This window comes from Streptomyces sp. NPDC005955 (assembly GCF_042871255.1).
GTDB lineage: Bacteria > Actinomycetota > Actinomycetes > Streptomycetales > Streptomycetaceae > Streptomyces.
The window spans coordinates 358,085-381,813 of the sequence record NZ_JBIAIF010000004.1; the positions used below are offsets into that span (position 1 = coordinate 358,085).

General features: G+C 73.2%; 20 protein-coding genes. 11 read left to right on the forward strand and 9 right to left on the reverse strand.

Features of this window, described 5'->3' with window-relative positions:
- Positions 1–48: 48 nt before the first annotated feature.
- On the forward strand, positions 49–444 hold the full coding sequence (locus tag ACFYOU_RS13280; RefSeq protein ID WP_391305421.1) for a GNAT family N-acetyltransferase: 396 nt from the start codon (positions 49–51) through the stop codon (positions 442–444).
- Positions 445–513: 69 nt separating this feature from the next.
- On the opposite strand, the gene ACFYOU_RS13285 is transcribed toward ACFYOU_RS13280, so the two are convergent.
- The 4 genes from ACFYOU_RS13285 to speB are packed head-to-tail and all read right to left on the reverse strand — an operon-like array spanning position 514 to position 4,816.
- Positions 514–1,476, reverse strand: coding sequence for a carbon-nitrogen hydrolase family protein (locus tag ACFYOU_RS13285; RefSeq protein ID WP_389766397.1), 963 nt, complete (start codon positions 1,474–1,476; stop codon positions 514–516).
- Positions 1,473–2,378 (reverse strand): nitrilase-related carbon-nitrogen hydrolase, encoded by a 906-nt coding sequence (locus tag ACFYOU_RS13290; protein WP_391305423.1) that lies wholly within the window; start codon positions 2,376–2,378, stop codon positions 1,473–1,475. The genes ACFYOU_RS13285 and ACFYOU_RS13290 overlap by 4 nt, the downstream gene beginning before the upstream one ends.
- Positions 2,375–3,823 (reverse strand): purine-cytosine permease family protein, encoded by a 1,449-nt coding sequence (locus ACFYOU_RS13295; protein ID WP_389766394.1) that lies wholly within the window; start codon positions 3,821–3,823, stop codon positions 2,375–2,377. The genes ACFYOU_RS13290 and ACFYOU_RS13295 overlap by 4 nt, the downstream gene beginning before the upstream one ends.
- A gap of 9 nt (positions 3,824–3,832) precedes the next feature.
- Positions 3,833–4,816, reverse strand: a complete 984-nt coding sequence (gene speB / locus ACFYOU_RS13300; RefSeq protein WP_387001052.1) for an agmatinase — start codon at positions 4,814–4,816, stop codon at positions 3,833–3,835.
- A 147-nt stretch (positions 4,817–4,963) separates the two neighbouring features.
- On the opposite strand from speB, the gene ACFYOU_RS13305 reads away from it, so the two are divergent.
- The 6 genes from ACFYOU_RS13305 to ACFYOU_RS13330 all read left to right on the forward strand — a co-directional run bounded on the left by ACFYOU_RS13305 (position 4,964) and on the right by ACFYOU_RS13330 (position 11,026).
- Positions 4,964–5,548 (forward strand): helix-turn-helix domain-containing protein, encoded by a 585-nt coding sequence (locus ACFYOU_RS13305; RefSeq protein WP_391305426.1) that lies wholly within the window; start codon positions 4,964–4,966, stop codon positions 5,546–5,548.
- Positions 5,549–5,657: 109 nt separating this feature from the next.
- On the forward strand, positions 5,658–6,686 hold the full coding sequence (locus ACFYOU_RS13310; RefSeq protein WP_391305428.1) for a 3-oxoacyl-[acyl-carrier-protein] synthase III C-terminal domain-containing protein: 1,029 nt from the start codon (positions 5,658–5,660) through the stop codon (positions 6,684–6,686).
- Positions 6,683–7,423, forward strand: coding sequence for a glycosyltransferase (locus tag ACFYOU_RS13315; protein ID WP_391305430.1), 741 nt, complete (start codon positions 6,683–6,685; stop codon positions 7,421–7,423). Before ACFYOU_RS13310 ends, ACFYOU_RS13315 begins: the two co-directional genes overlap by 4 nt.
- On the forward strand, positions 7,423–8,898 hold the full coding sequence (locus tag ACFYOU_RS13320) for an AMP-binding protein (RefSeq protein ID WP_391305431.1): 1,476 nt from the start codon (positions 7,423–7,425) through the stop codon (positions 8,896–8,898). The genes ACFYOU_RS13315 and ACFYOU_RS13320 overlap by 1 nt, the downstream gene beginning before the upstream one ends.
- A 74-nt stretch (positions 8,899–8,972) precedes the next feature.
- A complete protein-coding gene (locus ACFYOU_RS13325) occupies positions 8,973–10,115 on the forward strand; it encodes a cytochrome P450 (RefSeq protein ID WP_391305433.1) in 1,143 nt (380 codons plus the stop codon).
- Positions 10,112–11,026 carry an NAD-dependent epimerase/dehydratase family protein gene (locus ACFYOU_RS13330; RefSeq protein ID WP_391305435.1) on the forward strand — a complete coding sequence of 305 codons (915 nt, stop codon included), beginning with the start codon at positions 10,112–10,114 and terminating at the stop codon, positions 11,024–11,026. The genes ACFYOU_RS13325 and ACFYOU_RS13330 overlap by 4 nt, the downstream gene beginning before the upstream one ends.
- On the opposite strand, the gene ACFYOU_RS13335 is transcribed toward ACFYOU_RS13330, so the two are convergent.
- Together ACFYOU_RS13335 and ACFYOU_RS13340 are read right to left on the reverse strand one after the other, a co-directional pair.
- Positions 10,999–13,773, reverse strand: a complete 2,775-nt coding sequence (locus ACFYOU_RS13335; protein ID WP_391305437.1) for an HAD-IC family P-type ATPase — start codon at positions 13,771–13,773, stop codon at positions 10,999–11,001. The two genes, ACFYOU_RS13330 and ACFYOU_RS13335, sit on opposite strands and share 28 nt — an antisense overlap.
- Positions 13,774–13,775: 2 nt before the next feature.
- The gene (locus ACFYOU_RS13340; protein WP_391305438.1) at positions 13,776–14,735 is read right to left on the reverse strand and encodes a PPK2 family polyphosphate kinase; all 960 of its coding nucleotides are present in this window, start codon (positions 14,733–14,735) and stop codon (positions 13,776–13,778) included.
- A gap of 575 nt (positions 14,736–15,310) precedes the next feature.
- On the opposite strand from ACFYOU_RS13340, the gene ACFYOU_RS13345 reads away from it, so the two are divergent.
- The 3 genes from ACFYOU_RS13345 to ACFYOU_RS13355 all read left to right on the forward strand — a co-directional run bounded on the left by ACFYOU_RS13345 (position 15,311) and on the right by ACFYOU_RS13355 (position 20,078).
- On the forward strand, positions 15,311–17,194 hold the full coding sequence (locus ACFYOU_RS13345) for an ATP-binding cassette domain-containing protein (protein WP_391305439.1): 1,884 nt from the start codon (positions 15,311–15,313) through the stop codon (positions 17,192–17,194).
- Complete coding sequence (locus tag ACFYOU_RS13350) at positions 17,194–19,059, forward strand: ABC transporter transmembrane domain-containing protein (protein WP_391305441.1); 1,866 nt, start codon at positions 17,194–17,196, stop codon at positions 19,057–19,059. The genes ACFYOU_RS13345 and ACFYOU_RS13350 overlap by 1 nt, the downstream gene beginning before the upstream one ends.
- A gap of 116 nt (positions 19,060–19,175) precedes the next feature.
- A complete protein-coding gene (locus ACFYOU_RS13355) occupies positions 19,176–20,078 on the forward strand; it encodes a SigB/SigF/SigG family RNA polymerase sigma factor (protein WP_391305443.1) in 903 nt (300 codons plus the stop codon).
- An 85-nt stretch (positions 20,079–20,163) separates the two neighbouring features.
- On the opposite strand, the gene ACFYOU_RS13360 is transcribed toward ACFYOU_RS13355, so the two are convergent.
- The 3 genes from ACFYOU_RS13360 to ACFYOU_RS13370 form a co-directional block, all read right to left on the reverse strand.
- The gene (locus tag ACFYOU_RS13360) at positions 20,164–20,538 is read right to left on the reverse strand and encodes a peptidase inhibitor family I36 protein (RefSeq protein WP_391305445.1); all 375 of its coding nucleotides are present in this window, start codon (positions 20,536–20,538) and stop codon (positions 20,164–20,166) included.
- A 276-nt stretch (positions 20,539–20,814) separates the two neighbouring features.
- The gene (locus ACFYOU_RS13365) at positions 20,815–21,816 is read right to left on the reverse strand and encodes a hypothetical protein (protein ID WP_391305446.1); all 1,002 of its coding nucleotides are present in this window, start codon (positions 21,814–21,816) and stop codon (positions 20,815–20,817) included.
- Positions 21,817–22,220: 404 nt separating this feature from the next.
- Positions 22,221–22,880: a TetR family transcriptional regulator gene (locus tag ACFYOU_RS13370; protein ID WP_391305448.1), complete on the reverse strand. Its 660-nt coding sequence runs from the start codon at positions 22,878–22,880 to the stop codon at positions 22,221–22,223.
- A 60-nt stretch (positions 22,881–22,940) separates the two neighbouring features.
- Here ACFYOU_RS13370 and ACFYOU_RS13375 point away from each other — a divergent pair, with 60 nt between their 5' ends.
- Positions 22,941–23,693, forward strand: a complete 753-nt coding sequence (locus tag ACFYOU_RS13375) for a DUF4386 family protein (protein ID WP_391305450.1) — start codon at positions 22,941–22,943, stop codon at positions 23,691–23,693.
- Positions 23,694–23,729: the final 36 nt, after the last annotated feature.

Sequence of the window (23,729 nt, forward strand, 5' to 3'; positions counted from 1 at the left end):
TGGCCGAGGAGAGGTTCCGCACGTCACGGCAGCACCTACGATGCCGTCGTGACGATCGCTTACACCTGGCGCGGAGACTTCGCCGACGAGGACGTCAACCTCCTGCACGCGGAGGGGTTCGGGCACCCGGTGCTGCCCATCGGCTGGCACGCCCAGGTCCACCGGCACAGCCTCGGTTGGGTCTGCGCCCGGAGCGGGGGGCGGCTCGTCGGCTTCGTGAACGTCGCCTGGGACGGCGGGGTGCACGCCTTCGTCCTCGACACCGTGGTCACCGCGGAGCTGCGCGGACGGGGCATCGGCGGCGGACTCGTGGCCGAGGCCGTCCGCGGCGCCCGGGCGGCGGGCTGTGAGTGGTTGCACGTCGACTTCGACGACCATCTGCACGGGTTCTACGTCGACGCGTGCGGTTTCGCTCCCACCCCGGCGGGGCTGATCGCGCTCTAGTACGGACGAGGGCGGGGGGCGCGGCACCGCTGCCACGCCCCCCGCCCGCCCGTTCCGTCAAGCCGGATGTCACTCCGTGAAGTCGACCCCGCTGCCGCGCCGGGACCGGTCGACGGAGAGCGTGAAGACGTCGGGCCGGCCGTAGTGACCGGCCACGTCCAGGTCGAGGGCCTCCTCGTAGCGGCGTCCCGTGTCCAGGGTGGCCGTGATGAGGCGGGCCTCGTCGTAGACCGGTTCGACGATCCAGGAGCCGTCCGGTCCCACGATGCTCGAACCGCCGGTGAAGAGCGGCCCGTCGGCCGGGGCGTCCGGGCCGACGCCCGCCCGGTAGGCGTCCAGCAGGTCGGCCGGCACGTCGTCGGTGGAGAGCACCAGCCCGGCCGAGACCACGAAGCAGCGGCCCTCCAACGCGTAGGAACGCGCGGCGATCACATGGCTCTCCGGCATGTCGGGCCAGGCGGCGACGTGGATCTCCTCGTTCTGTGCGTGCAGCGCGTGCCGGGCCAGGGGGTGGAAGTGCTCCCAGCACACCAGGGACCCCACCCGTCCGGCCGGGGTGTCCACGACCCGCAGCCCCGCCCCGTCGCCCGCCGCCCAGACGATGCGTTCGGTGTGCGTCGGGGTGAGCTTGCGGTGCACGTTGAGCGTGCCGCCGTCCGGGCCGATGGTGACCAGGGAGTTGTAGAGGGACCCGGAGGACCGGGCCGCCCGCTCGTTGAGTCCCAGGACGACGGTCACCCCGTGCTCCCGGGCCGCCGTCCGGACGGGTGCGAGCGCGTCGTCCCCGCCCTCGTGGTCCAGGACGGGACTCTGGTCGAGCAGCCGTGCGTGCCAGTGCCGCGCCTCGGCGTCCCGCCAGCCCGCGAGGCCGAACACCCACGCCGGGTAGCAGGTGAGCCAGGTCTCGGGGAAGACGACGAGGTCCGCACCGGCCCGCGCGGCCTCTGTCACATGGGCGGTGGCGCGGCGCAGGGAGGTGTCGAGGTCCAGCAGGGCCGGTGGCTGCTGGACGATGGCGACCGTGGTGCTCATGGCTGCTCCTGTGCTCCGGGTCCCGGGGTGCCCGGGCGTCCGGGGGGTGGGGCGTACAGCGCGGGCCGACGGTCCGCGTGGACGTCGTTGTGTTCGCTGATGGCCTTGTTCCGGGCCTCGGCGAGGTCGAGCGTCGCGGTGACGACCGCTTCCTCGCCCAGGCGCAGCGGGGCCACCGGGTAGCCGTCGGCGTCGATGATCGCGCTGCCGCCGAGCCAGTCCTGGCCCCGTTCGGTGCCGGTGCGGTCGGCGACCGCGACGAACATCCGGTTGACGGCGGCGTCGGCCTGGACGCGGACGACCTCACCGGGTCGTTCGCCCTCCGGCCGCGGGTACAGCGGCCAGTTGACGGGTCCGCAGAGCAGTTCGGCGCCGGCCAGGGCCGCCAGCCGCACCCACTCGGGGAACTCCAGGTCGTAGCAGACCATGAAGCCGATCCGGCCGTGGGCGGTGTCGACCACGGGCGGGGGCCGGTCCCCGGGGGTGAAGCCCCAGGTCTTCTCGCCGTTCCACAGATGGGCCTTGCGGTAGGCGGCGCGCAGTCCGGTGGCGTCGACGAGGACGGCCGCGTTGTAGGCCCGGCCGTCCTCGCCCAGTTCCGCGAATCCGCTGACGATGACCAGGTCCCGGCGGGCCGCGAGCGCCTCCCACTCCCTCAGGGTGGGGCCGTCCAGCGGTTCGGCCGCCGCGAGCAGTTCGTCCGCGTCGGTGAAGACGTAGCCGGTGTTGGCCAGCTCCGGCAGGACCACGATGCGCGCACCCCGGTCCGCGGCCTCCTCGACGGCCTCGCGGATGCGTCGCCGGTTGCCTTCGGCGTCACCGACCTGCGGGGCGATCTGGCAGACGGCGACCGTGACCGGCGTGCGCTCGGGCGCGGCGGACCGGGGTGGGTGCTGGGTCATCGGGCGGGTCCCTCCAGTTCGGCTTCGCTGGCCACCCGGGCGGCGGCCTCGGCGTCACGGTCCAGGTTCCGCGAGAACAGCAGGTACAGCACGCCGGAGACGGTCAGACCGACGACGAACGAGAAGTCCGCGCCGCCGAGCGCGTCCGCGACCGGGCCGACGTAGAAGGTGGTGGAGAAGAACGGGATCATCGCGACGAACCCGAGGACGTAGGCGGTGACGCCCCGCCAGGCCCAGCGGCCGTAGATGCCGTCCGGCTTGAGGATCTCGGCGATGGCGTACTTGCCGCGGCGCACGAAGTAGAAGTCGACCAGGTTCACCGCGGTCCACGGGACGAGGAAGTACAGCATCATCAGCACGAAGTTGTTGAAGCTGCCGATGTAGTCGTCCGGGATCAGCAGGGCCACCACCAGGGACACGACGCCGACGACCACCAGTCCGACGATCCTCAGCCGCACCGTCGGGCGCACCTTGCGGAAGCCGTCCAGCGCGCTGGCTCCGGTGAGCATCGCCCCGTAGGCGTTGACGCCCATGATGGAGATCAGTGCGAGCACCGAGGTCATCACGACGATCAGGCCGAAGCCGGGGAAGAGCAGGTCGCCGACTTCGCGCAGGGCGAGGATCGGGTCCGGGTCGGGGAGGTAGCTGGCGAGGATCGCGCCGAGTGACATCAGCCAGACGGCGGAGAACGCGGCGCCGGCGTAGACGGCGGTGATCAGCTTGCGTGCGGGGGCGTTCGCCGGGAGGTAGCGGGTGTAGTCGGAGACGTAGACCGAGTAGCTGATGTTGTAGCCGGCGGCGAGGGAGAACTGGACCAGGAACGCCGTCAGGTCCCAGCCCGCGGTGGCGGCGGGCACGTCCGCGCCCACGGGGTTGCCGCCGAAGTGGACGATCGCCACGACCGTCAGGATCGCGAACACCACGACGAGCAGGTACGTCAGCCAGCGCTGCACGAAGTGCAGCAGGTCGTGGCCGACCACGGCGATGACGATGGAGACCGCGATCAGCACCGGGTACCAGAAGAGCTTGCCGTCGGGCAGCAGGAGGCCGAGGCCCTGCTCGGCGAGGACCGTGTCGAAGACCAGGAAGCCGACGTAGACGAACACGGTGGCGGCGAACGGCACGGTGGATCCGCGGCTGCCGAACTGGGCCCTCGACTGGATCATCTGCGGCAGGCCCATCCGCGGGCCCTGGTTGGCGTGGAAGGCCATGAAGAACGTGCCGGCGCCGACGCCGAGCACGATCGCCAGCACGCTGTACCAGACGCTCAACCCCATCGAGGCGCCGACGAAGCCGGCGACCATCGTGGGGAGGACGAAGTTCCCGGTGAACCAGAACGGTCCCTGGTGCCACACCTTGCCGTGCCGCTCGGAGCTGGGCACGTAGTCGATCGAGTGCTGCTCGATCGCGGATTCGCGCTGGGTCGCGGTTTCCGAGGAGGACATCGCCATCCCCTATCGCTCGTGGTGCCGGGCGTCCGGCGGGGGCAGGTGGTCGGGCGTCATCGCGGAGAGGATCTCGTACGCGGCGTGGGCCGCGGCGACGGCGGTGAGCTGGGCGTGGTCGTAGGCGGGGGCCACCTCGACGACGTCCGCGCCGACCAGCCGCACCGCGCGCAGGGCACGGATCATCGCGAGGAGTTCGCGGCTGGTCATGCCGCCGGCCTCGGGGGTCCCGGTGCCGGGGGCGTGTGCCGGGTCGAGGACGTCGATGTCGATGGACAGGTAGACGGGGCGGTCGCCCAGGCGGTCCAGCATGCGTGCGATCGCGCGGGCCAGGCCCTCCGCCTCGATCTCGGGGCTGGAGATGACGGCGAACCCGAGGCGCTCGTCGTCCCGGAGGTCCTGGCGGGAGTACAGGGGTCCGCGGGTGCCCACGTGGAGGCTCGCGGTGAGGTCGATGAGCCCCTCTTCGGACGCGCGGCGGAAGGGCGTGCCGTGGGTGACCGGGGCACCGAAGTAGGTGTCCCAGGTGTCGAGGTGCGCGTCGAAGTGGAGGACGGCGACCGGTCCGTGCCGTTCGGCGACGGCGCGCAGCAGCGGGAGCGCGATGGTGTGGTCGCCGCCGAGGGTGAGCAGGCGGGTGCCGTCCGCGGTCAGCTCCCGGGCGGCGGTGTGGATCTGGGTGACCGCCTCGTCGAGGCTGAACGGGTTGGCGGCGATGTCGCCCGCGTCGGCGATCTGCTGGGCCGCGAAGGGTTCCACGTCCTGCGCCGGGTTGTACGGCCGCAGCAGCCTGGACGCCTCACGGATGTGTGACGGTCCGAAGCGCGCGCCCGGTCGGTAGCTGACGCCGCTGTCGAACGGGACGCCGACGACGGCGATGTCCGCGCGCGGTACGTCTTCGAGGCGGGGGAGCCGCGCGAAGGTCGCGAGGCCCGCGTACCGGGGGCTGGCACTCGCGTCCGGGGGGCCGATCGGGGGTTCGACGGAGTTCATCGGGATCTCGGATCTGTTCCAGGAGGGAAGTTACCTATACACAACAAAGAATGCTTATTAGGCAACTTGTATTCCGGGTAGTGTTGCCCTGGGTCACCACCCTGTCAAGGGTCGTCCGTGAGTCGTCCGAGCGACGCGAGGAGTTCGATGAGAGCGCTGCACCCGACGCCGTCCGGCGATCCGGTCCGCGTGGGGGCGCGTCTGCGGGCGTCCCGCAAGGCCCAGGGCCTCACCATCGAGCAGGTTGCCGCCGCCACCGGCCTGACCAGGGGTTTCCTCAGCCGGGTCGAGCGCGACGAGACCTCGCCGAGCGTCACCACCCTGGTCACCCTGTGTCAGGTGCTGTCACTGCCGGTCGGTTCGCTCTTCGAGGACGCCGACACCGAGGTCGTCCGACTGGCGGATGCCCCGCACCTGAACATGGGCGGTCAGGGTGTCGTCGACCGCATGGTCACGCCCCGTGCCCAGTCGAAGATCCAGATCCTGCGTTCCCGACTCGAAATGGGCGCGCACGGGGGCGAACGGCTGTACACGATCAACTGTGACGTCGAGGTCCTGCACATCGTCAGCGGCGAGGTCGCGGTGCAGTTCACGGACCGTACGGAGACCCTGGCCGCCGGGGACACCCTGACCTTCTCCGGCCGCGAACCGCACACCTGGCGCAACGTGGGCCCGGGGCCCGCCGAGGTCACCTGGACCTTCGTGCCGGCCCCCTGGAGCGGCTCCCGCTGACCGACCGGTCCCACCCGCCCGACCCCGGGCGGACTGCCGGATTCCCCCAGGGCCGATTGAGTACGACAGCTCACGCGCCCCGCCCCGGCCGCTCCGTAGCGTTCCCGCCATGAACAGACCGAACGCCCACCGGGCCGGGGCACCGCGGGTGGGCATCACTTCCGTGGGCGCCTTCCTCCCGCACCGGGTCGTGGAATCCGAGCAGTTGCGGCAGCGGGTGGCCGCGGCCAGTGGACTGCCGCTGCCCGACGGGGTCTTCACCCGGGCCACCGGGATCGCGACCCGCAGGGCCGCGGGCCCCGACGAGTTCGCCTCCACCCTGGCCTCGGCCGCCGCCCGGGTCGCCCTGCGCCGGGCCGCCCTGGACCCCGCGGACATCGACCTGTTGCTGTTCGCCTCCGCCTCGCGCGACGTGGCCGAGCCCGCGACCGCGCACATCGTGCAGGACGAACTGGGCTCCCGCGCCCACGCGCTGGACCTCACCAACGCCTGCAACAGCTTCGTCAACGGCATCGACACCGCCCGCGCGATGATCCTCGCCGGGCGGGCCCGGCGCGCCCTGGTGGTGACCGGCGAGACGCCCAGCCGCGCCGTGCGCCACGACCCCGCCGACCTGGCCGGGTTCCGTGACGCGTTCGCCGGCTACACCTTCGGGGACGCCGGTGCGGCGGTCGTCCTGGAGGAGGTGTCCTCGGGCGGCATCCTCGACGTGGACACCGTCACCCACTCCGAGCACTGGCGGGTCGGCGGCATACCGGGCGGCGGCTCACGCCACCCGAGGGGCGACGAGCACACCTACTTCCGCGGGGAGGGGAGCGCGTTGCGGGAGGTGTTCGAGGACGTCGGCACCGAGGTGCTGGACCGGATGCGCGCCCGCACCGGGCTGGAGTGGACGGACTTCCGGCACGTCCTGGTCCACCAGGTCACCGCGCCCTACCTGGAGCGCTTCTCGGAGTTGACCGGCGTGCCCCGGGACCGGCTGGTGGTCACCGTCGGCGAACTCGGCAATCTGGCCAGTGCCACCCTCGGCGTGCAACTCGACCGCGTGCACGACGGGTTGTCGCCCGGCGACCGGGTGCTGTTCGTGGGCCTGGGCGGCGGCGTCAGCATCATGACGATGGTCTGGGAGAAGGCATGAGCGACCTGTGGGTGGTGGTGCCCGCCCACCGCGAGGCCGCGCGCATCGGCGGCGCCCTGGAGGCGCTGGCCGCCCAACACGACCGGGACTTCACCCTCGTCGTGGTGGACAACGCCTCCGGGGACGACACCGCCGCGATCGCCCGTGCCTTCGCCCGGCGCGCACCGTTCCCCGTGCACGTGCTCCACGAACCCGACAAGGGCGTGGGCTGCGCGGTGGACACCGGCTTCCGGTTCGCGATCGGGCGCGGGGCCCGGCTCCTCGCCCGCACCGACGCCGACTGTCTGCCGCACCCCGGTTGGACGGCCGCCGCCCGGGCGGCGGCGGACCGCGGGGCGGGTCTGGTCTGCGGCCGGATCGAAGCCCGGCGCGACGAACACGGACCGCTCGGCCGGGCCGCGTTCCGCGCGTTGGTCCTCGCGGCCGCGTTCTTCGGCCGGGTGCGTCCCGCGCACCGCCGCAGCCACGGCTACCGCTGTGCGTACCGGATGCACGCGGGCAACAACATGGCCGTCACCGCCCGGCTGTACGAGGCGGTCGGCGGCATGCCCCGGCGGCCCTCCCCCACGGACCGGCTCTTCCTCAACCGGGTGCGGCGCCACACCACGGCCATCGTGCACGCCCGCGACATGGTGGTGGAGAACTCCACCCGACGGCTGCGCGCCTACGGCGTCCTCGGCACCGCCCGCTGGTACCTCGACCGGGGTCCCGGTGCTCATGGAGAGGACCCGCGCTGATGTTCGAACGGCTCGACCACGCGCTGCGGGCCGCCCCGGACCGCCCCGCCGTGCTCGGCACCACCCGCCGCGGCACGGTCCGCACCTGGATCACCCGGGGTGACCTGGCGGACCTCGCCGACCGGTACGCCGAGGGCCTGGGGGCCCGGGGCGTCGGGCGCGGCGGCACGATCGGGGTCGCCGTGCGCCCCGGGCCGAGGGCCCTGGCCGTGCTGCTGGCCGCGCACCGCGTCGGAGCACGCGTCGCCGTACTCGATCCGGGCGCCGGTCCGGACGTGCTGCGGGCCCGGCTCGCCCTGGCCCGCCCGGACCTCGTCCTGGCCGATGCCGTCGCACAGGCCGCCGCCGGGTGGGGCGGGGCCCTGGCCCGCCGGGCCCGTCTCGTCCTGCCGGACCTGGCCCAGTGGGGTCCGGTGGCCACGGTCGGCCCCCGCCTACCGGGCTGCGCCCCCGCCCTGCGCGGAACGCCCGGCAACAGGACGCCGCCCCGGTACACCGGGGGCGACGGGGACGCCGTGATCGTCTTCACCTCCGGCACCACCGACCGTCCGCGGGCCGTGGTGCACACCCGGTCCTCGCTGGCCGCGGGCATGGCGGCGGTCACGGACCTGGTGCGCCCCGTGCCCGGCACGCCGGTGCTCGGCGGCACGCTCTTCGTCCTCGTGCCGTCCCTGGCCGCCGGCGCACCGGTCGCGCTGCCGGCGCGCGGGCCCCGGGCACTGGCCCGACAACTGCGTCGGCTGGACCCCCAGGCCACCTATCTGACGCCACCTCAGCTACGGGCGGCGCTCGCTGCCGGAGCCCGCTTCGGCGGACGGGTGTGGACCGGCTCGGCCCCGGCCAGCGAGGATCTGCTCACCCGGGTCAAGGCCGCCGGGGCCCACCAGGCGTGGGGGGTGTACGCGCTCACCGAGTTGTTCCCCGCCGCGGCCGTGGAACAGGCGGACAAGGCCGCCTTCACCGGCTCCGGCGACCTGGTGGGGGCGCCGCTGCCCGGGGTGTCCGCCACCGTCTCGGCCGACGGGGAACTGCTGCTGGCCGGTCCCGCCGCACGTCACCGCTACCTCGGTGCGGAGCCCGACCCCCGGGTGGCCACCGGGGACCGGGCCCGCATCGACGACGGACGGATCGTGCTGGCGGGACGCTGCAAGGACATGGTGCTGCGCCGGGCGGAGAACATCTACCCCGGCCTGTACGAGCCGGCCCTGCACGTCCCGGGCGTCGAACTCGCCCTCCTCGTGGGCGTTCCGGCGGGGGACGGTGACGAACGGCTGGTCGCCGTGGTGCAGAGCGGTCGGGGGGCCGACCCGCGCCGGGTGCGCACCGCGCTCGCCGAGGTGTTCGACCGGATGGGGACCGCCCGCCCGGACACCTTGCTGCTCACCGAGGTCCCGCTGTCCGGCCGGTCCCGCAAGCCCGACCGGGCGGCCACCGCCCGGCTCGCCGCCGACCGCCCCGGGGTGCCCGTCCGATGACGGCGCCGGCACCCCGACCGTCCGCCCCGCGGGGGCCGGACGCTTCCCACCGACCCGTACGAGACGGACGTCCGATGACCGCTCCCCCGACCGCCGCTCCCCCGGGAACCCGCGCCGCCCGACGACGCGACCGGCGCGTCTACACCCGTTCCCATCCGGTGCTGTTCGCGCTGCTGGCCGCCACCCGGGGCCGCCCGGTCACTCGGCTGGGCCGTGCGGTCCTCGTCCAGGACGGCGTCCCCTACCGGGAGGCGCTGACGCGCGTCCCCCTGGACCGGACCGCCGCCGGCACCACGGGCGGTGCCGCGCGTGAACTCTCCGACGGCGGGACGCTGTTCGACCAGACGGGGGCGGAGCACCGGGGGGCCCGCCGGGCCGTCGCAGCGGATCTCGGCGCGGTCGGGGTGGATCAACTGCGCCCGGTGTGGCGGCGGTTGCTGGAAGAGGAGCTGACCCCGCTCGGCGCCGGCGGGACCGTGGACCTGGTGGACGTGGCCCGGGTCCTGTCCGGGGCGACGGTGTGCGCCCTGCTGGGGAGCGCCGCCGACCCGCGGGAGCTGGCCGCGGCGGCGACGACCGCAGCGGCCGCCGCGGTCCGCGATCACCTCCCGGGGCCCCGGTTCGCCCACCGGACACGGGCCGCCGTGGAAGCCGCCGCCCGGCTGGAGCACCTGCTCGACCCGGGCGGCCACCGGCCGGACGCCGCGCTCCGGGCGGTGCTCGCCGTGGCCGCCGTCACCACCACCGTCGCCGCGCTGCCCCGGGCGGCGGCCTGGTGCGCGGACGCCCGGCTGTGGGACCAGGCGGCCGACGATCGGCTGCGGCCCGCCCTGGTCGGCGAACTGCTCCGGGTCACCGCGCCTTCCCCGCTGCTGCCGCGCGTGGCGGCGGCCGACGCCCGGTTGGGCGGGCGACCGGTACGGGCCGGGGACCGGCTGCTCCTGGTGGCCCGGCACGCGGTGCGCGCCCACGACGCCCCGCCCGATGCCCACCACCCGGTCGAACCCGCCGTGGCGCAGCTGGTGTTCGGGGCCGGTCCGCACGCCTGCCCGGGCGCCCGGCTGGCCCGCACCCAACTCGACGACGCGCTCGCCGCACTCGCCGCACACCGGCCCACCGTGGTGCGGGCCCGGGTGGACCGGCGGGCCGCACTGCCCGGCTGGCGGTCGCTCACCGTCCGGTCCGGCGCCCACGACGGGCGCGGGGAGCAGTCGTGACGGTGGTCGCCGTGACCGGGGCGAGCGGGTTCTGCGGCTCGCACGTCGCCGTCGCCGCTGCGGCCCGGGGGATGGCGGTGCGGTGCGTGGGACGCCGCCCGGGGCCGGTCGGTCGGCACCTCCCCTGGGACGCCACCCGCGGGCTTCCCGACCTCGGCGGCGCGGAGGTCGTCGTCCACTGTGCGGCGGCGGTCGGCGACCCCGTGCCCGGCTCGCCCGCGGAGCGGCTGATGCACGCGGTGAACGTCGACGGAACGGCCCGGCTGCTGGAGGCCGCCGCCGGGCGCCCGGTGGTCTGGGTGAGCAGCGCCAGTGTGTACGAACCGCGGGCCACCCGGTCCCCGATCACGGAGGACCACCCGGTGCGCGGGCAGCTCAACGCGTACGGGCGCACCAAGGCGGCCGGTGAGGCCCTGGCGCTTGCCGCGGGGGCGGTGGTGCTGCGCCCGCGCGCGGTCTACGGGGACGGGGACCCGCATCTGGTGCCCCGGCTGTTGGGCCGGGTCCGGCGCGGTCTGCTGCTGTTGCCGGGGGACGACGTACCGCTCAGTCTGACCGCGGTGGAGAACCTGGCCGAGGCGTGCGTGGTGGCGGCCGGGTGGCCGCCGGGCGCCTACAACATCGCCGACCCGGTGGCGTACCGACGGGACGAGGCGGTCGCGAGGGTGCTGCGCGCGCACGGCGTGCGGGCGCGGATCGGCCGGGTTCCGCTGCCCCTGGCGCACGCGGCGGCGCTGGCGGGCGAGACGCTGTCCCGGGTGCGTCGGCACGCCGAGCCGCCGCTGACCCGGTACGCGGTGGACCAGCTCGCCCGGTCGGTGGTGCTCGATGTCCAGAAGGCGCAGCGCCAGGGGTGGACGGCCCGTCGGACCCTGGGCGACACCTACGGTCCGGTGGCGGAACCACGCTGAGCGGGGCGGTCGGTGGGCTCGGGGCGGGAGGGGCGGCGGACGACGCGGGCGATGAGCTTGCCCGTCTCCCAGGCCACGAACAGGACGAGCGCGGCCAGCAGCGCCCAGCCGAACTGCCCCAGATCGAGCCGGGTGGTGCCGAGGAGCCGGCGGAAGCCGTCCATCTGGGTCACCAGCACGGCGAGCGCGAACTCGGCCAGGGCCGCCCAGTTCATCTGCTTGCTGTCGAAGGTGGAGGCGCGCAGCACGGAAGCCGTCTCGCTGCGGCATTCGAAGGCGGCGACGATCAGGCACAGGGCGAACGCCGTGAACGCCATCGAACTGCCGGTCGCGACGCTGTCGAACCGGTGCTCGCCCAGCTTGATCAGGGAGAGCAGCAGAACGGTCACGACCAGTCCGGCGAGAGTGACGGTGACGAGCAGCGGTCGGGTCAGCACCGATTCGCCGCGGGGGCGCGGGAGCCGGCGCATCAGTCCGGGGCTCTCCCGGTCGAAGCCCAGGGCGAAGCCGAACGGGGCGTTGACGATGAAGTGGATCCACAACACCTGCGCGGGGGTGAAGGGTTGGCCGGCGGCGATGTTGAGGACGGTCGCGCCGAGGAAGGTGAGCACGAACGCGACCAGCAGCAGGAGGACGAAGCGGATGTACTTGGTGAGGTTGTCGTAGAGCTTGCGGCCCTCCTCCACGGCGAACACGATCGTGGCGAAGTTGTCGTCGGAGAGGATCATCCGGCCGGCGTTCTTCGCGACGTCGGTGCCGCTGCCCATCGCGATGCCGATGTCGGCGGCCTTGATGGCGGGCGCGTCGTTGACGCCGTCGCCGGTCATGGCCACCACGTCGCCCTTCTTCTTCAGCGTTTCGGCGAGCAGCACCTTGTGTTCGGGGGCCACCCGTCCCACGACGCCGATGGATTCGATGCGGGCGAGCCGCTGTTCCTCGGGGAGGGCCGCGAAGTCCGCGCCGAGGACCGCCTCGCCGGGGATGCCGAGTTGCCGGGCGATCGCGGCGCCCGTGGTGACGTCGTCACCGGTGACCATGCGGACCCGGACGTGGGCGTCCTGGGCGCTGGCGACCGCCGCCCTGGATTCGGCGCGCGGCGGGTCGACCATGCCGACCAGGGCCGTCATCCGCAGGTCGGTGACGTGGTCCAGGAGGTCGCCCCCGGGGTCGAAGGCGGTGGGGTCGAGGTCACGGGTGGCGGCGGCCATCACCCGGTGGCCCTCGTCCCCCATGCGCCGGGTCTCCTCCTGGGCGCGGCGGTCGAGCCCCGCGTCCCACGGCACGTCCGGTCCGCCGGTGACCATCGCGCTGGCCGCCCGCGCGGTCACGGCCGGCGCGGCGCCCTTGACGAAGCAGCGCACCACGGGGCGGCCGGTGTCGTCGACCGCCGAGTTGAAGGTGGCCATCAGTTTGTAGTCCGGATCGAACGGCAGGGTCGCCAGCCGGGGGAACCGCGCGCGGGTGTCGTCGATCGCGAGCCCGGCCTTGTGTCCCAGGACGAGCAGGGCGCCCTCGGTGGGGTCGCCCACCACCGTTCCGTCGACGAGTTGCGCGTCGCTCGCGATCAGGAACGGGAGGATCGCGTCGTCGATGGTCGCGGTGGAACCGGCGGCGTGGTGGACCTTGCCCTCCAGTCCGTAGCCGGTGCCCGACACGGTGTACCGGTCGGTCGGGGTGACCACCTCCACGGCGGTCATCTGGTTCATGGTCAGGGTGCCGGTCTTGTCGGAGTTGATCGCCGAGGTGAACCCCAGGGTCTCGACCGAGGGCAGTTCCTTGACGATGGCGTGCCGTCGGGCCAGGTTGAGGCCGCCGACGGAGAGGATCACCTGGGTCACCGTGGGCAGGGCCTCGGGGATGGCCGCGATGGCGAGGGAGACCGCGCTGACGAACAGCGTGTCCCACGCCTGTCCCCGGGTGCGTCCGAGGGCGAACATCACGATCATGGTGAGGCCGGCCGCCGCGGCGATCCACAGGGTCAGGTTGTTCAGCTGCCGGGTGAGCGGCGAGTCCTCCGTACGGGTGGCGGAGAGCATCCCGGAGATCTTGCCGAGTTCGGTGTCGGCACCGGTGCCGGTGATGACCAGAACGCCGCTGCCGTGGGTGACGGGGGTGTTCATGAAGGCCATGTTGGACTGTTCGCCCGGCCCCGGGCTGCCGGCGGGGAGGGTGCCGGCGTCCTTGGTGGCGGGCACGCTCTCCCCGGTGAGAGCCGACTCGTCGATCTGGAGCGAGTTCGCCGTGAGGATCCGTCCGTCGGCGGGAACCTGGTCCCCGGCGGCGATGAGCACGATGTCGCCGGCGACGAGCCCTTCGGCGGGGATCTCCGATTCGGCGGCGTCGCGCCGCACCCGGGCGGTCGCCTTCATCATCGACTTGAGCGCGTTCATCGCACTCTCCGCCTTGCCCTCCTGCCGCAGGCCGACGACCGCGTTGAGCAGGGTCAGCAGCACCAGCAGGATCGCCGTGCTCCACTGGGCGATCGCGAAGGACACGGCAGCGGCCACCACCAGGATGATCTGCATGTAGCTGCGGTACTGGTCGAGGAACCGTCGCCAGGCCGGCGGCGGATGTTCCTCGGGCAGGGCGTTGGGCCCGTTCGCCGCCAGGAGTCCGGCGGCCCGGGCGGCGGTGAGCCCGACCGCGGGGTCCACGTCGAACGCCGCGACCACCTCCTGCGGGGAGCGCGCGTACCAGCCCGACGCGGTGACGGGGTGCGGGCCGACGGGTTCCGGCTGTGCGGCCATCGTCACTCCTTCGTCCGGGCGCGCCGGTCGCGTCCGGCGGCGTACGGGTCCGCCGGGGCCCCCTCGGGCGCCTGCTCCTCCAGCTCGCGGCGGGCGGTGCGCAGGTCCTCACGGGCCCGCTCACCGATCACCGGGTACTGGGGGTCGATCTCCATCAGGGTGTGCACGAGCACCGCCGATGCGCAGATCCGGGCGAACCACTTGCGGTCCGCGGGGACCACGTACCAGGGCGCCCGCTTGGTGCTGGTGGCCGACAGCATCTCCGAGAACGCCCGCTGGTAGTCGTCCCAGTAACGGCGTTCGCGGACGTCCGCCGCGGAGAACTTCCAGTTCTTCTCCGGCAGGTCGATGCGCTTGAGGAAGCGGGTGCGCTGTTCCTCCCGGGACAGGTTGAGGAAGATCTTCACCACGGCGAAGCCGTTGTCGGTGAGGTGGCGCTCCCAGTCGTTGATCTCGCGGTAGCGCCGCTTCCAGATGCCCTTGCCGCGTGCCTTCGGCGGCAGTTGCTGCCGGTCCAGGACGTCGGGGTGCACCCGGACGACGAGGACCTCCTCGTAGTGCGAGCGGTTGAACACCGCGATGTCCCCGCGGGCGGGCAGCCGCCGCGCGTAGCGCCACAGGTAGTCGTGGTCCAGCTCCTCGGCGGAGGGCACCTTGAAGCTGCTGACGTGGACGCCCTGCGGGTTGATCCCGCTCATCACATGGCGGATGGTGCCGTCCTTGCCGCCGGCGTCGAGCGCCTGGAGGCAGAACAGGACGCCGTACGTGTCCTGGGCCGCCAACCGCGCCTGGTACTCGGCCAGGAGGTCCACCCCGACCGCCAGCAGATCCCTTCCCTCCCGCTTCTTCAGATGGGCCTTGTAGCGGGGGTCGTAGTCCCTGGCCAGGTCCACCTCGGTGCCCGGCGGCACCCGGAGGGGTGCGATGAGTCGCGCGATGCGTTCGGCCCGCTTGTCCGCCATTGCCGACCAGCCCTTCCGCCCACGCAGGGGGCATTCGCCACGATCCGGCCGGGCGCGGGGCGCGTCAAAGGACGGGGAGCCGTTCGGGTGAGGGTGCGTGCGCGGGTACGGGCCCGGCCGGATCGCACCCAGCCGTCCGGCGGGCCCGTGACGTCCCGTCGGCCCGGCCGGTCGACGGGCTCGGCGGACCGCGCACGGCACTGTTTGAATTCGCCTCCGCATTTCACCACCGGAGTCGGCTTTTGTTTTTCGCTGAAAACAAGTACTTTCCCTAGGGCGACGCCCCAGCCGTCCGTCGCGTCCGCGGAGTATTTCGGCACACCTACCCCTGGCCCAGGAGACCTCCCAGACCCCTTCGCCGCGGCCCGCCACCCTGCCGTCAAGGCCACGAATTCGCTGGTCAGGCTCCCCTTTGGTGCGGGCCGCACCCGCTCACCGACCTGAGCGCCGGCACCCACCCGGGCCTGCCGCACACCGACCTGAATTCATCCGGGTCGGCTCGATTCACTTTACCGAGCCCTTTTTCGTGCTGTCGGGAATTTCGATGGCACAGGCGAAAAGGAAATCGATGGACCATGACCGATGATCGATGCACCACGACCGACGAAAACGTTTTCCCGACCCCGTCGTCACCCTCCCCGCACCGCGGCGGCCCCGCCCCGGCCGGCGATCCTCCCGGCCGCCGGGACGGGGTGGCCCGCTGGCTCCTCGCCCGGGCCCGGCCCTTCCGCGGGCCCCTCGCCGTCCACCTCACGGGCAGCCTGCTCTGGCAGTCCCTCACCGCGGCGATCCCCGTCACGACCGGTCTGGCCTTCGACGCGGTGGTGGCCCCCGACCGGGCGGGCACCGGGCCCGCTGACGACCTGACCACCGTCGTCTGGGTGCTCCTGGCCCTCGTGGTGGTGCGGGGCGTCGCCGGCATCGCGTCCACCTACGCACTGGAGTCCTTCGCCAGCGGCCTCGAACGTGCCGCGCGCGCCCAGGTCTTCGGCAGTCTGCTCCGCAAGGGGCAGGGCTACTTCAACCGGCGGCGGGTCGGCGACCTGTCGGCGCGGGCCACCGCGGACGCCGAGTCGCTGAACCTGATGGTGTCGCCCGGCTGGGACCTGGCCGTCGACCTGGCGCTGAACGTCCTCCTGCCGATCGTCTTCATCGGTCTGATCGACCCGCGTCTGCTGTGGTCCCCCGTCGCGTTCGTCGCCCTGTTCGCCGTCTCCGTGGTCGCCCACGGGCGGCGGCTGGGGCCCGTCTCCGATGCGGCCCGTGAGTCCTTCGGTGCGCTGACCGCGCAGGCCGACGAGAGCATCGCCGGGATCGAAGTGGTCGAGTCGACCGGCGGCACCGACCGGGAGCGGGCCCGGTTCGCCGAACTGGCCGCGCACCACCGCAGTGCCACGGTCCGTCAGGCACGCGCCCAAGCGCTGTCCCTGCCACCGCTGCTGCTGACCCTCGCCACCGCGGGCGCCCTGCTGCACTCCGTGACGCTGCTGCGCGCGGGCACCCTCAGCCTCGGTGAACTCGTCGCCGTACTGGGGCTGATGGGCACCCTGCGGGAGCCGAGCCAACTCGCCTCCTTCAGTCTGGGGCTCCTCCACCTGGGCGCCGCGGGGGCCAGGCGCATCCTGGAGGTCGTCAACGACCCCGGCGACCACGACGAACGGGGTGGTGCGCACACCGCACCGGTCGTCGGCGCACTCGCCCTGGAGGACGTGAGCTTCGGCTACGACCCCGCCCGGCCGGTACTGCGCCGGGTGTCCTTCCGCGTACCGCCCGGCGCGACCGTGGCCGTCGTCGGCGCCACGGGCAGCGGCAAGTCCACCCTGCTGCACCTGCTGAACCGCACCTACCTACCCGACTCCGGGCGGGTGCTGGTCGACGGGGTGAGCACCGCCGACTGGGCCACCACCTCGCTGCGCGCGCAGGTCGCCGTCGTCGAACAGGACGTGGTGCTGTTCTCCCGCAGCATCGCCGAGAACATCGGCATCGGGGTGGAGTGCGAAGTCGACCGGGACCGGCTGGAGTCGGCCGCGCGGGCGGCCCGCGCCCATGACTTCGTCATGGCCACCGAGAACGGGTACGACACCGTCCTCGGGGAGCGCGGGGGCACGCTGTCCGGAGGGCAACGCCAACGCCTCGCCCTGGCCCGCGCCCTGCTGGCCGATCCGCGGGTCCTCGCGGTGGACGACGCGACGAGCGTCGTCGACAGCACCACCGCGCACGAGCTCCAACGCGCGCTGCACCACGCCTCGGCGGGGCGCACCACCGTCCTGGTGACCTCCACGCTGTCCCAGATCCGCGCGGCCGATCACGTCCTCGTGCTGGACGCGGGCCGGATCGTCAGCCAGGGCCACCACGACCGGTTGATCCGGGAGTGCCCGTACTACCGGCGGATCTTCGCGCCGTACCGCGAGGAACCGAGCGGGTCGCGCACCGCCCGCACCACGCAGGAGGCCCCCTGATGGCACATCCACTGGACGGCATCGACGCTCCCGAGGAGGCCCGCGCCGGCCGGGAACGTTCCGACGCTCCGGGCGGTCGGCGCACCGGCGACGACGGCCGGCGCTACGGCGATCGGGAACTGGTGCGCCGCACCGCCCCGTACTTCCGCGGGCAGGGCTCCGCGGTGGTGTTCGTGACGTTCGCCGTGGTCGCCGCCGCGGTCACCGGGAGCGCCCTGCCCGTCCTGTTGGCGCGCGCCGTGGACGCGGCCTGGACGGACGGCGGCAACGGTGCCGTCGGCCTGCTGGTGGGGGCGCTGCTCGGCACGGGGGGTGCGTCCTGGCTGTGCACGTTCCTCCAGGAGCGCCGGACCGCGGTCGTGGTCGGCACGGTGGTGCAACGACTGCGGGAGCACGCGTTCGCCGCGGCACTGCGCCAGGGCATGGCCTTCCACGACGCCCGTCCCACGGGTGCGGTGGTCAGCCGGGTCGTCAACGACACCCAGGCGTTCGCGCTGCTCACCACCCTGGTCCTCGGTTCCCTCGGGCAGGTGTTGACGGTCCTGTTGCTGATGGGCGCGCTGTTCGTCATCCATGTGCCGCTCGCCCTGGTGACGACCGCGGTGGCCGCGCTGATCGTGGTGGTGAGCCTGGCCTTCCGGCGTGCCGCCCGCGACGCCTCCCGCCGCCAGCAACAGGCCCTGGCCGATGTCCAGGGCTTCGTGCAGGAGACCCTGCGGGGGGTCACCGTGGCACGGAACTACCGGCAGCAGCGGACCGCCGAAGCCGGGCTGCGCGCCGTGGACGCACGGTGGTTCCGTGCGAGCGTACGGCTGAACCGGCTGTTCAGCGGGGTGTTCCCGCTGCTCATCTCCCTCACCGGGCTGGGCACCGTGGCCGTGGTGCTGGTGGGGGGCCGCCTGGTGGGCCGGGGCGGGGTGACGGTCGGCGAGTGGGTGCTGTTCCTGGAGGCCCTGGCGCTGTTCTGGGCACCGCTCACCGGCATCGCGGCCAGTTGGAGTCAGCTCCAGCAGGGGTTGGCCGCGGGCGAGCGGGTGTTCGCCCTCCTCGACCGGAACCCGACGGTGCACCGGACCGGTGGCGCGCCCGTGCCCCGGCTGCGGGGGGAGATCGTGCTGCGTGACGTCCACTTCGGGTACGACCGCACGCGTCCCGTCCTCAAGGGGGTCGACCTCACCGTACGGGCCGGGGAGACGGTGGCCCTGGTCGGCCACTCGGGGGCCGGGAAGTCCAGTCTGGTCCGGGTGGTCACCCGCGCCTACGAGTTCCAGCGGGGCAGCCTCACCGTCGACGGCCTGGACGTGCGCGGGTTCGATCCGGTGGAGTACCGGCGTCACCTCGGCGTGGTCACCCAGACCCCGTTCCTGTTCACGGGCAGCGTCGCGGACAACATCGCCCGGGGGCGGCCCGGGGCCGGACGGGACGCGGTCGAGGCGGCGGCCCGGGCGGTGGCCGGCGGTGACTGGGTGGCCCAACTGCCGGCGGGACTGGACACGTCCGTCGACGAGGGCGGCCGGAGCCTGTCCGCCGGTCAACGCCAACTCGTGGGGCTGGCGCGGGTCTTCCTCCAGGACGCGCCGGTACTGGTCCTCGACGAGGCCACGGCGAGCGTCGACCCGCTGACCGGGGCACTCGTCCAGGAGGGGTTGGACGCACTCGCGGCGCACCGCACCACCCTCGTCGTCGCGCACCGGCTCCCCACGGTCCGCAAGGCCGATCGGATCGTCGTCGTCGAGGACGGCCGGATCGTCGAGGAAGGTGACCACGCGACGCTCCTGGCGGGCGGTGGGGCGTACCTGCGCCTGTACGAGCGGTACTTCCGGTTCCAGCGGCCCGACGCGGACCCCGCCGACGGCCCGTCCTGAGGGCGGACCGGGGTGCCGGTGTTGTGAACCGTGCCATACCGAGGTGTGCGATCGGAGTACGGGGGCAGGCGCAGCCTCACGTCCGGCCCGCCGACTTCCGCGAAGGGATCCACAAGATGCCGAGCAGCACCCCGACCGCGCACCGTGCCACCGACCGGTTCGCCACCACGGACGGGACGGCTCCGGAGCAGACGCAGGAGTTGCCGTACGTCCCCGACCCGGCCCGGGTGGCGCCGAGGGACGCGAAGCAGTTGTCGAGGGTGTTCTTCGACCGGCTCGCGATCCTGGAGGAGGGGACCCCCGAGTACCAGTACGCGCGGGGCACTCTCATCGAGATGAACCTCTCCCTGGTCCGCTACGCGGCGGGCCGCTTCCGCAACCGGGGCGGCGGGGAGATGGAGGACATCGTCCAGGTCGGCATGATCGGCCTGATCAAGGCGATCGACCGTTTCGACCTGAGCCGTGAGGTGGAGTTCACCTCGTTCGCGATCCCCTACATCGTCGGGGAGATCAAGCGGTTCTTCCGGGACACCAGTTGGGCCGTCCACGTTCCGCGGCGGCTCCAGGAACGGCGCACGGAGATCGCCCGGGCCAGGGACGAACTCGCCGGCGTGCTCGACCGGGAACCGACGGTGCAGGAGTTGGCGGGCGCGCTGGACCTCGACGAGGAGGAGGTCGTCGAGGGGTTGGTGGCCGCGAACGGCTACACGGCCAGTTCCCTCGACACGCCGCGGACCGATACGGAGGACGGCCCCGGGGGCGGCAAGGAGACCCGCTCCTACGCCGATGTCCTCGGGGACACCGATCCGGCGATGGAGCTGGTGGAGGACCTCCGGGCGCTGGCTCCGCTCCTGGAGCAGCTCGGGGAGCGGGACCGGCAGATCCTCGAAATGCGCTTCGGCTGCGAGATGACGCAGGCCGCCATCGGGGAACGGCTCGGCATCTCGCAGATGCACGTCTCCCGGCTGCTCTCGCGCACCCTCAAGGAGCTCCGCTCCGGCCTGCTCACCGAGCACTGAGCGGCCGTCGTCCGACGGACGGGTGCGACCGGACGGGCCCGGGGCGTCAGCGGCAGGACCGTCGACGCCCCGGGCTGCCGCCCCGTCAGCAGTGGACGGAGGACGCGGTGTCGTTCTCGGCGGCGCGGACGTTGACGCGGTAGCCGTGGTACATGAGGTGCGGGGTGCCGCGCTCGTGCGCGTCCGACCACCAGGTGCAGGTGGCTCCGCTGTCGTTGGACCAGGAGGACATCCGGTCGTTGACGCCGTGCTCCCCGAGGAAGCCGATGTGGTCCCCGGCCCGGATGGCGATGCCGCCGCCGCTGAAGTCGCGGTCGCGGTAGAGGCAGAGGCTCTTCGAGGGACAGTGGGAGCCGGTGAAGTGGCTGAGGGCCGTCGGCGCGGCGGACGCGGGGGCCGGCACTGCGGCCAACCCCGAGGTCAGCGCGGCAGCGGCGGCGAGGCGTGCGATTCGACGCATGGTGGTGCCTCCTGCGGAAGGTGGGGGGACCGGGCTTCCCGGCCCGCAGGACACGATCGCGCGGCCCCGGCCGTCACTGCCGGAGGCTCGCCCGGTCCGGCCGGGGCTCGCCCGGTCGGGCGGGGGCGCGCAGGGGCTCGGCCGGGGGGCACGACGGTGAGCGACCCGCCAACGGCCCTGCCCCGGCCGGGCGACCGGCGTCCGCCCCGACCGCTGCGAGTCCGCCCGGTGCCCGCGGGCACCGGGCGGTCAGCGGGCGGACTCGACCGTACGCGGTCAGGCGTCCAGCGGAAGCGTGTCGAGTTCCGGCATCATGGCCTTCTGCAACTCCTCCAGGTTCAGCTCGGTGGCGCCGGACGGGGCCGTCGGCGTTTCGCCCTCGCCGAGGCGCAGCACCAGTCCGAGCTTCTCGCCCTTCAGCTTCTTGTCGAGCTGGGTGAGGTCGAAGGACACCTCGGTCAGGTCGCCGTTCTTCAGGGTGAAGTCGGCGGAACCCTTCTTCCGGGGCAGTTCCTTGAGTTCCTTGGCGGTCGGCAGTTCGAAGCCCGCCGGGAACTCCTTCGCCAACGGGCGGACCTCGTCGATCAGCGAGGTGGCGAGGGTGCGCAGGGAGGCCGTGGCGGTGATGCGCTCCGCACCGTCCTCGCCGTCCGTGGTGGTGAAGTCCACCTCGTTGGAGATGACGTCGCCCACGGCCTTGAGCAGCTTCTTCTGGGTCGAGGCGTCGAAAGTGGGCAGGTCGGTGGGGCGACCGGAGTCGGGGGCACCGCCGGTGTCGGGGCCGCCGGCGAAGAGGCCGGCCTCCTTGAACTCCTTGGTGGAGATCTTGACCCAGTCCCCGTTCAGGAACTTCTCCAGGTCCTCGGCGCCCTTGGGCAGTTCATCGCCGGGGGACAGCAGGTCCACGGACGGCATCGAGGAGCCCGCCAGCTGGCCGAACTGCTCGAAATCGGCGCGGCCGTACACGTAGTCGCCGATCATGCGGTACTCCAGCAGGGTGCTGTCGGGACCGCTGACCTCCATGGCGAAGCCCTTGAGGTCCTTCTCGCCGGACTCGGCGAGCGGCTTCTTCGACTCCACCGAGACGGAGATCCGCCCGCCGCTGATCAGCTCGGCGATCTCGTCGGGTATCCGGTCCTCCGGCGCGGTGTCGGCGGCGTCGAGCCCCTTGAGCGTGGCGGCGTCGGTGTCGAGGTCGAGCTCGAAGGACAGCGAGTGTTCCTCGCCGAGCCGGTCGAAGGCGCGGTCGAGCTTCTGACCTGCCGACAGATTCTCCATGGTGCCGCAGGCTGCGGACCCGACGAGAACGAGGGGCACGACGGCGGTGGCGGCGAGGGTCTTGCGGACGGTACTGATGACGGTCTCCTCGTGTACGTGATCACCGTGTGATCACTGGGGGAGACCAACGGGACCCGCCGATGGTTGTACGCCTACGCGCATCGAAGGGGCCAGGGCGTCGCGGACCGGCGCCCTTCGTCGAGCAACCGCCGCGCGGTGCGGGCGAGTCGTGCGCACAGGGCCTGCGCGGCGGGGCGGGCGGACAGGGACTACGCGGCGGGGGCGGGCGGACAGGGAGCACGCGGCACCGGGCCGGCGACGGGCGGGGCGTCGACCGGTGCGTGATCCGGTCCGGGTGCCCGACGGACGGCGGATGAACCCGGGGAACGGTCAGCGGGGCGTCGTCATCCCCCGGTGGCCGCCGGCGCCTCCGCCAACAACTCGCGGGCGAGGGCCGCGATCCACCACTGCTCGACGCGTTCGGCGCTCCAACCGCGCTCGACGGTGAGCGTGCGGTAGACGTCGACCGTGCACAGCGCCGCGTAGACGTCGGCCGCGGTCCGCGGGTCGACCCCGGGCCGGAGGACGCCGGGCGGCCAGGAGGTGAAGACACCCGTGCGGGTCTCGTCGGCACGTCGGCGCCCGTCGGCGTAGAACGTGGCCAACTCGGGCTCGCTGCGGCCCGCTTCGCGGACCAGCGCGATCACCTCGCCGGCCCGTTCGAAGAGTCGCCGGTCGAAGGCCGCCATCGCGGCGAGTTGGCCCGCCGGTGCGACGCCCGGCGCCTCCAGCGCGGCGAGGAGACGCCCCGGGTCCGCCGAGAGGTCCGCCGCGTCGGCCAGGGCCCGGGCGAGCCCGGACTTGTTCCCGTAGACCGCGTAGACCGTCGGAACGGAGACGCCTGCCTCGCGTGCGACGTCGCGCACCGTCGTCGCCGCCCATCCCCGGTCGAGGAACAGGTGCCGTGCGGCACGCGCGATGTCGGCCCGGGTCACCTGCGCCTGCGCGGCCCGGCGCAGCGACCCGTACGGGCGCTTGGCCGGCTTCCCTTCGGGCTCCCCCACCGTCCGCTCCTCCACTTCCGCTCCCCTCATCATTCATTTTAACGTGCTTATATTGAATACATGATACTCCTCTCACGGCGCGGCACCCCCGCCCCCACTTCCCGGGTCGGCGGGTTCGCCGCGATCGGCTTCGCCCTGTCCATCACCCTCAGCAATGCGGTCCTGGTGCCCGCGGGGCTCCCGCCGACGGGCTCCCCCACCGACGAGGTCACGCAGTTCTTCGCCACCGAAGGCACCAGCGTGGTACTGGGGTCCTTACTCACCCCGACCGCCTGGCTGTTGGCGGCGCTGTTCGGCGCCGGCGTCGTCTCCGCGCTCCGTCACGGCTCGCGGGCCCGCTCCGAGGTGTGGTCCCTCTTCGGCTTCGCCGGTCTGGTCCTCCAGAACGGCGCGTTCGCCGCGATCGTCGCGATCCGGCTGGCGCTCGCATCGGTCGCCCTGCCCGCGGGCGCCCCCGCCACGGCGCTGTGGGCCGTGCACGACGCGCTGTTCACCCTGAACGGCACCTTCCTCGCGATGGCCCTGATCGGCCTGTCCACGGCCGGGACCCGGGCCGGGCTCATCGCCCGGTGGCACGGCGCGCTGGGGCTGCTCGCGGCGGCCCTGATGTTCAGCTCCGCGACGCTCACCCCCCTGGTCATCGACGGACGCGGCCCGCTGGGACTGCTCGGCCTCGTCGGCTGGCTGCTCTGGGTGGTGTGGACCACGGCGTACGGCGTCGCCCTGCTCCGCGCTCCGACCTCGCCGCAGCCCGACCGCCCCGCGTCCCCGGGCCCTTCGGCGGCCGACGCCGCCGTCCCCGGAGCGGCCTGACGGCGCGGCGTTCGGGCGGGCGGGCGCCGGGAAATG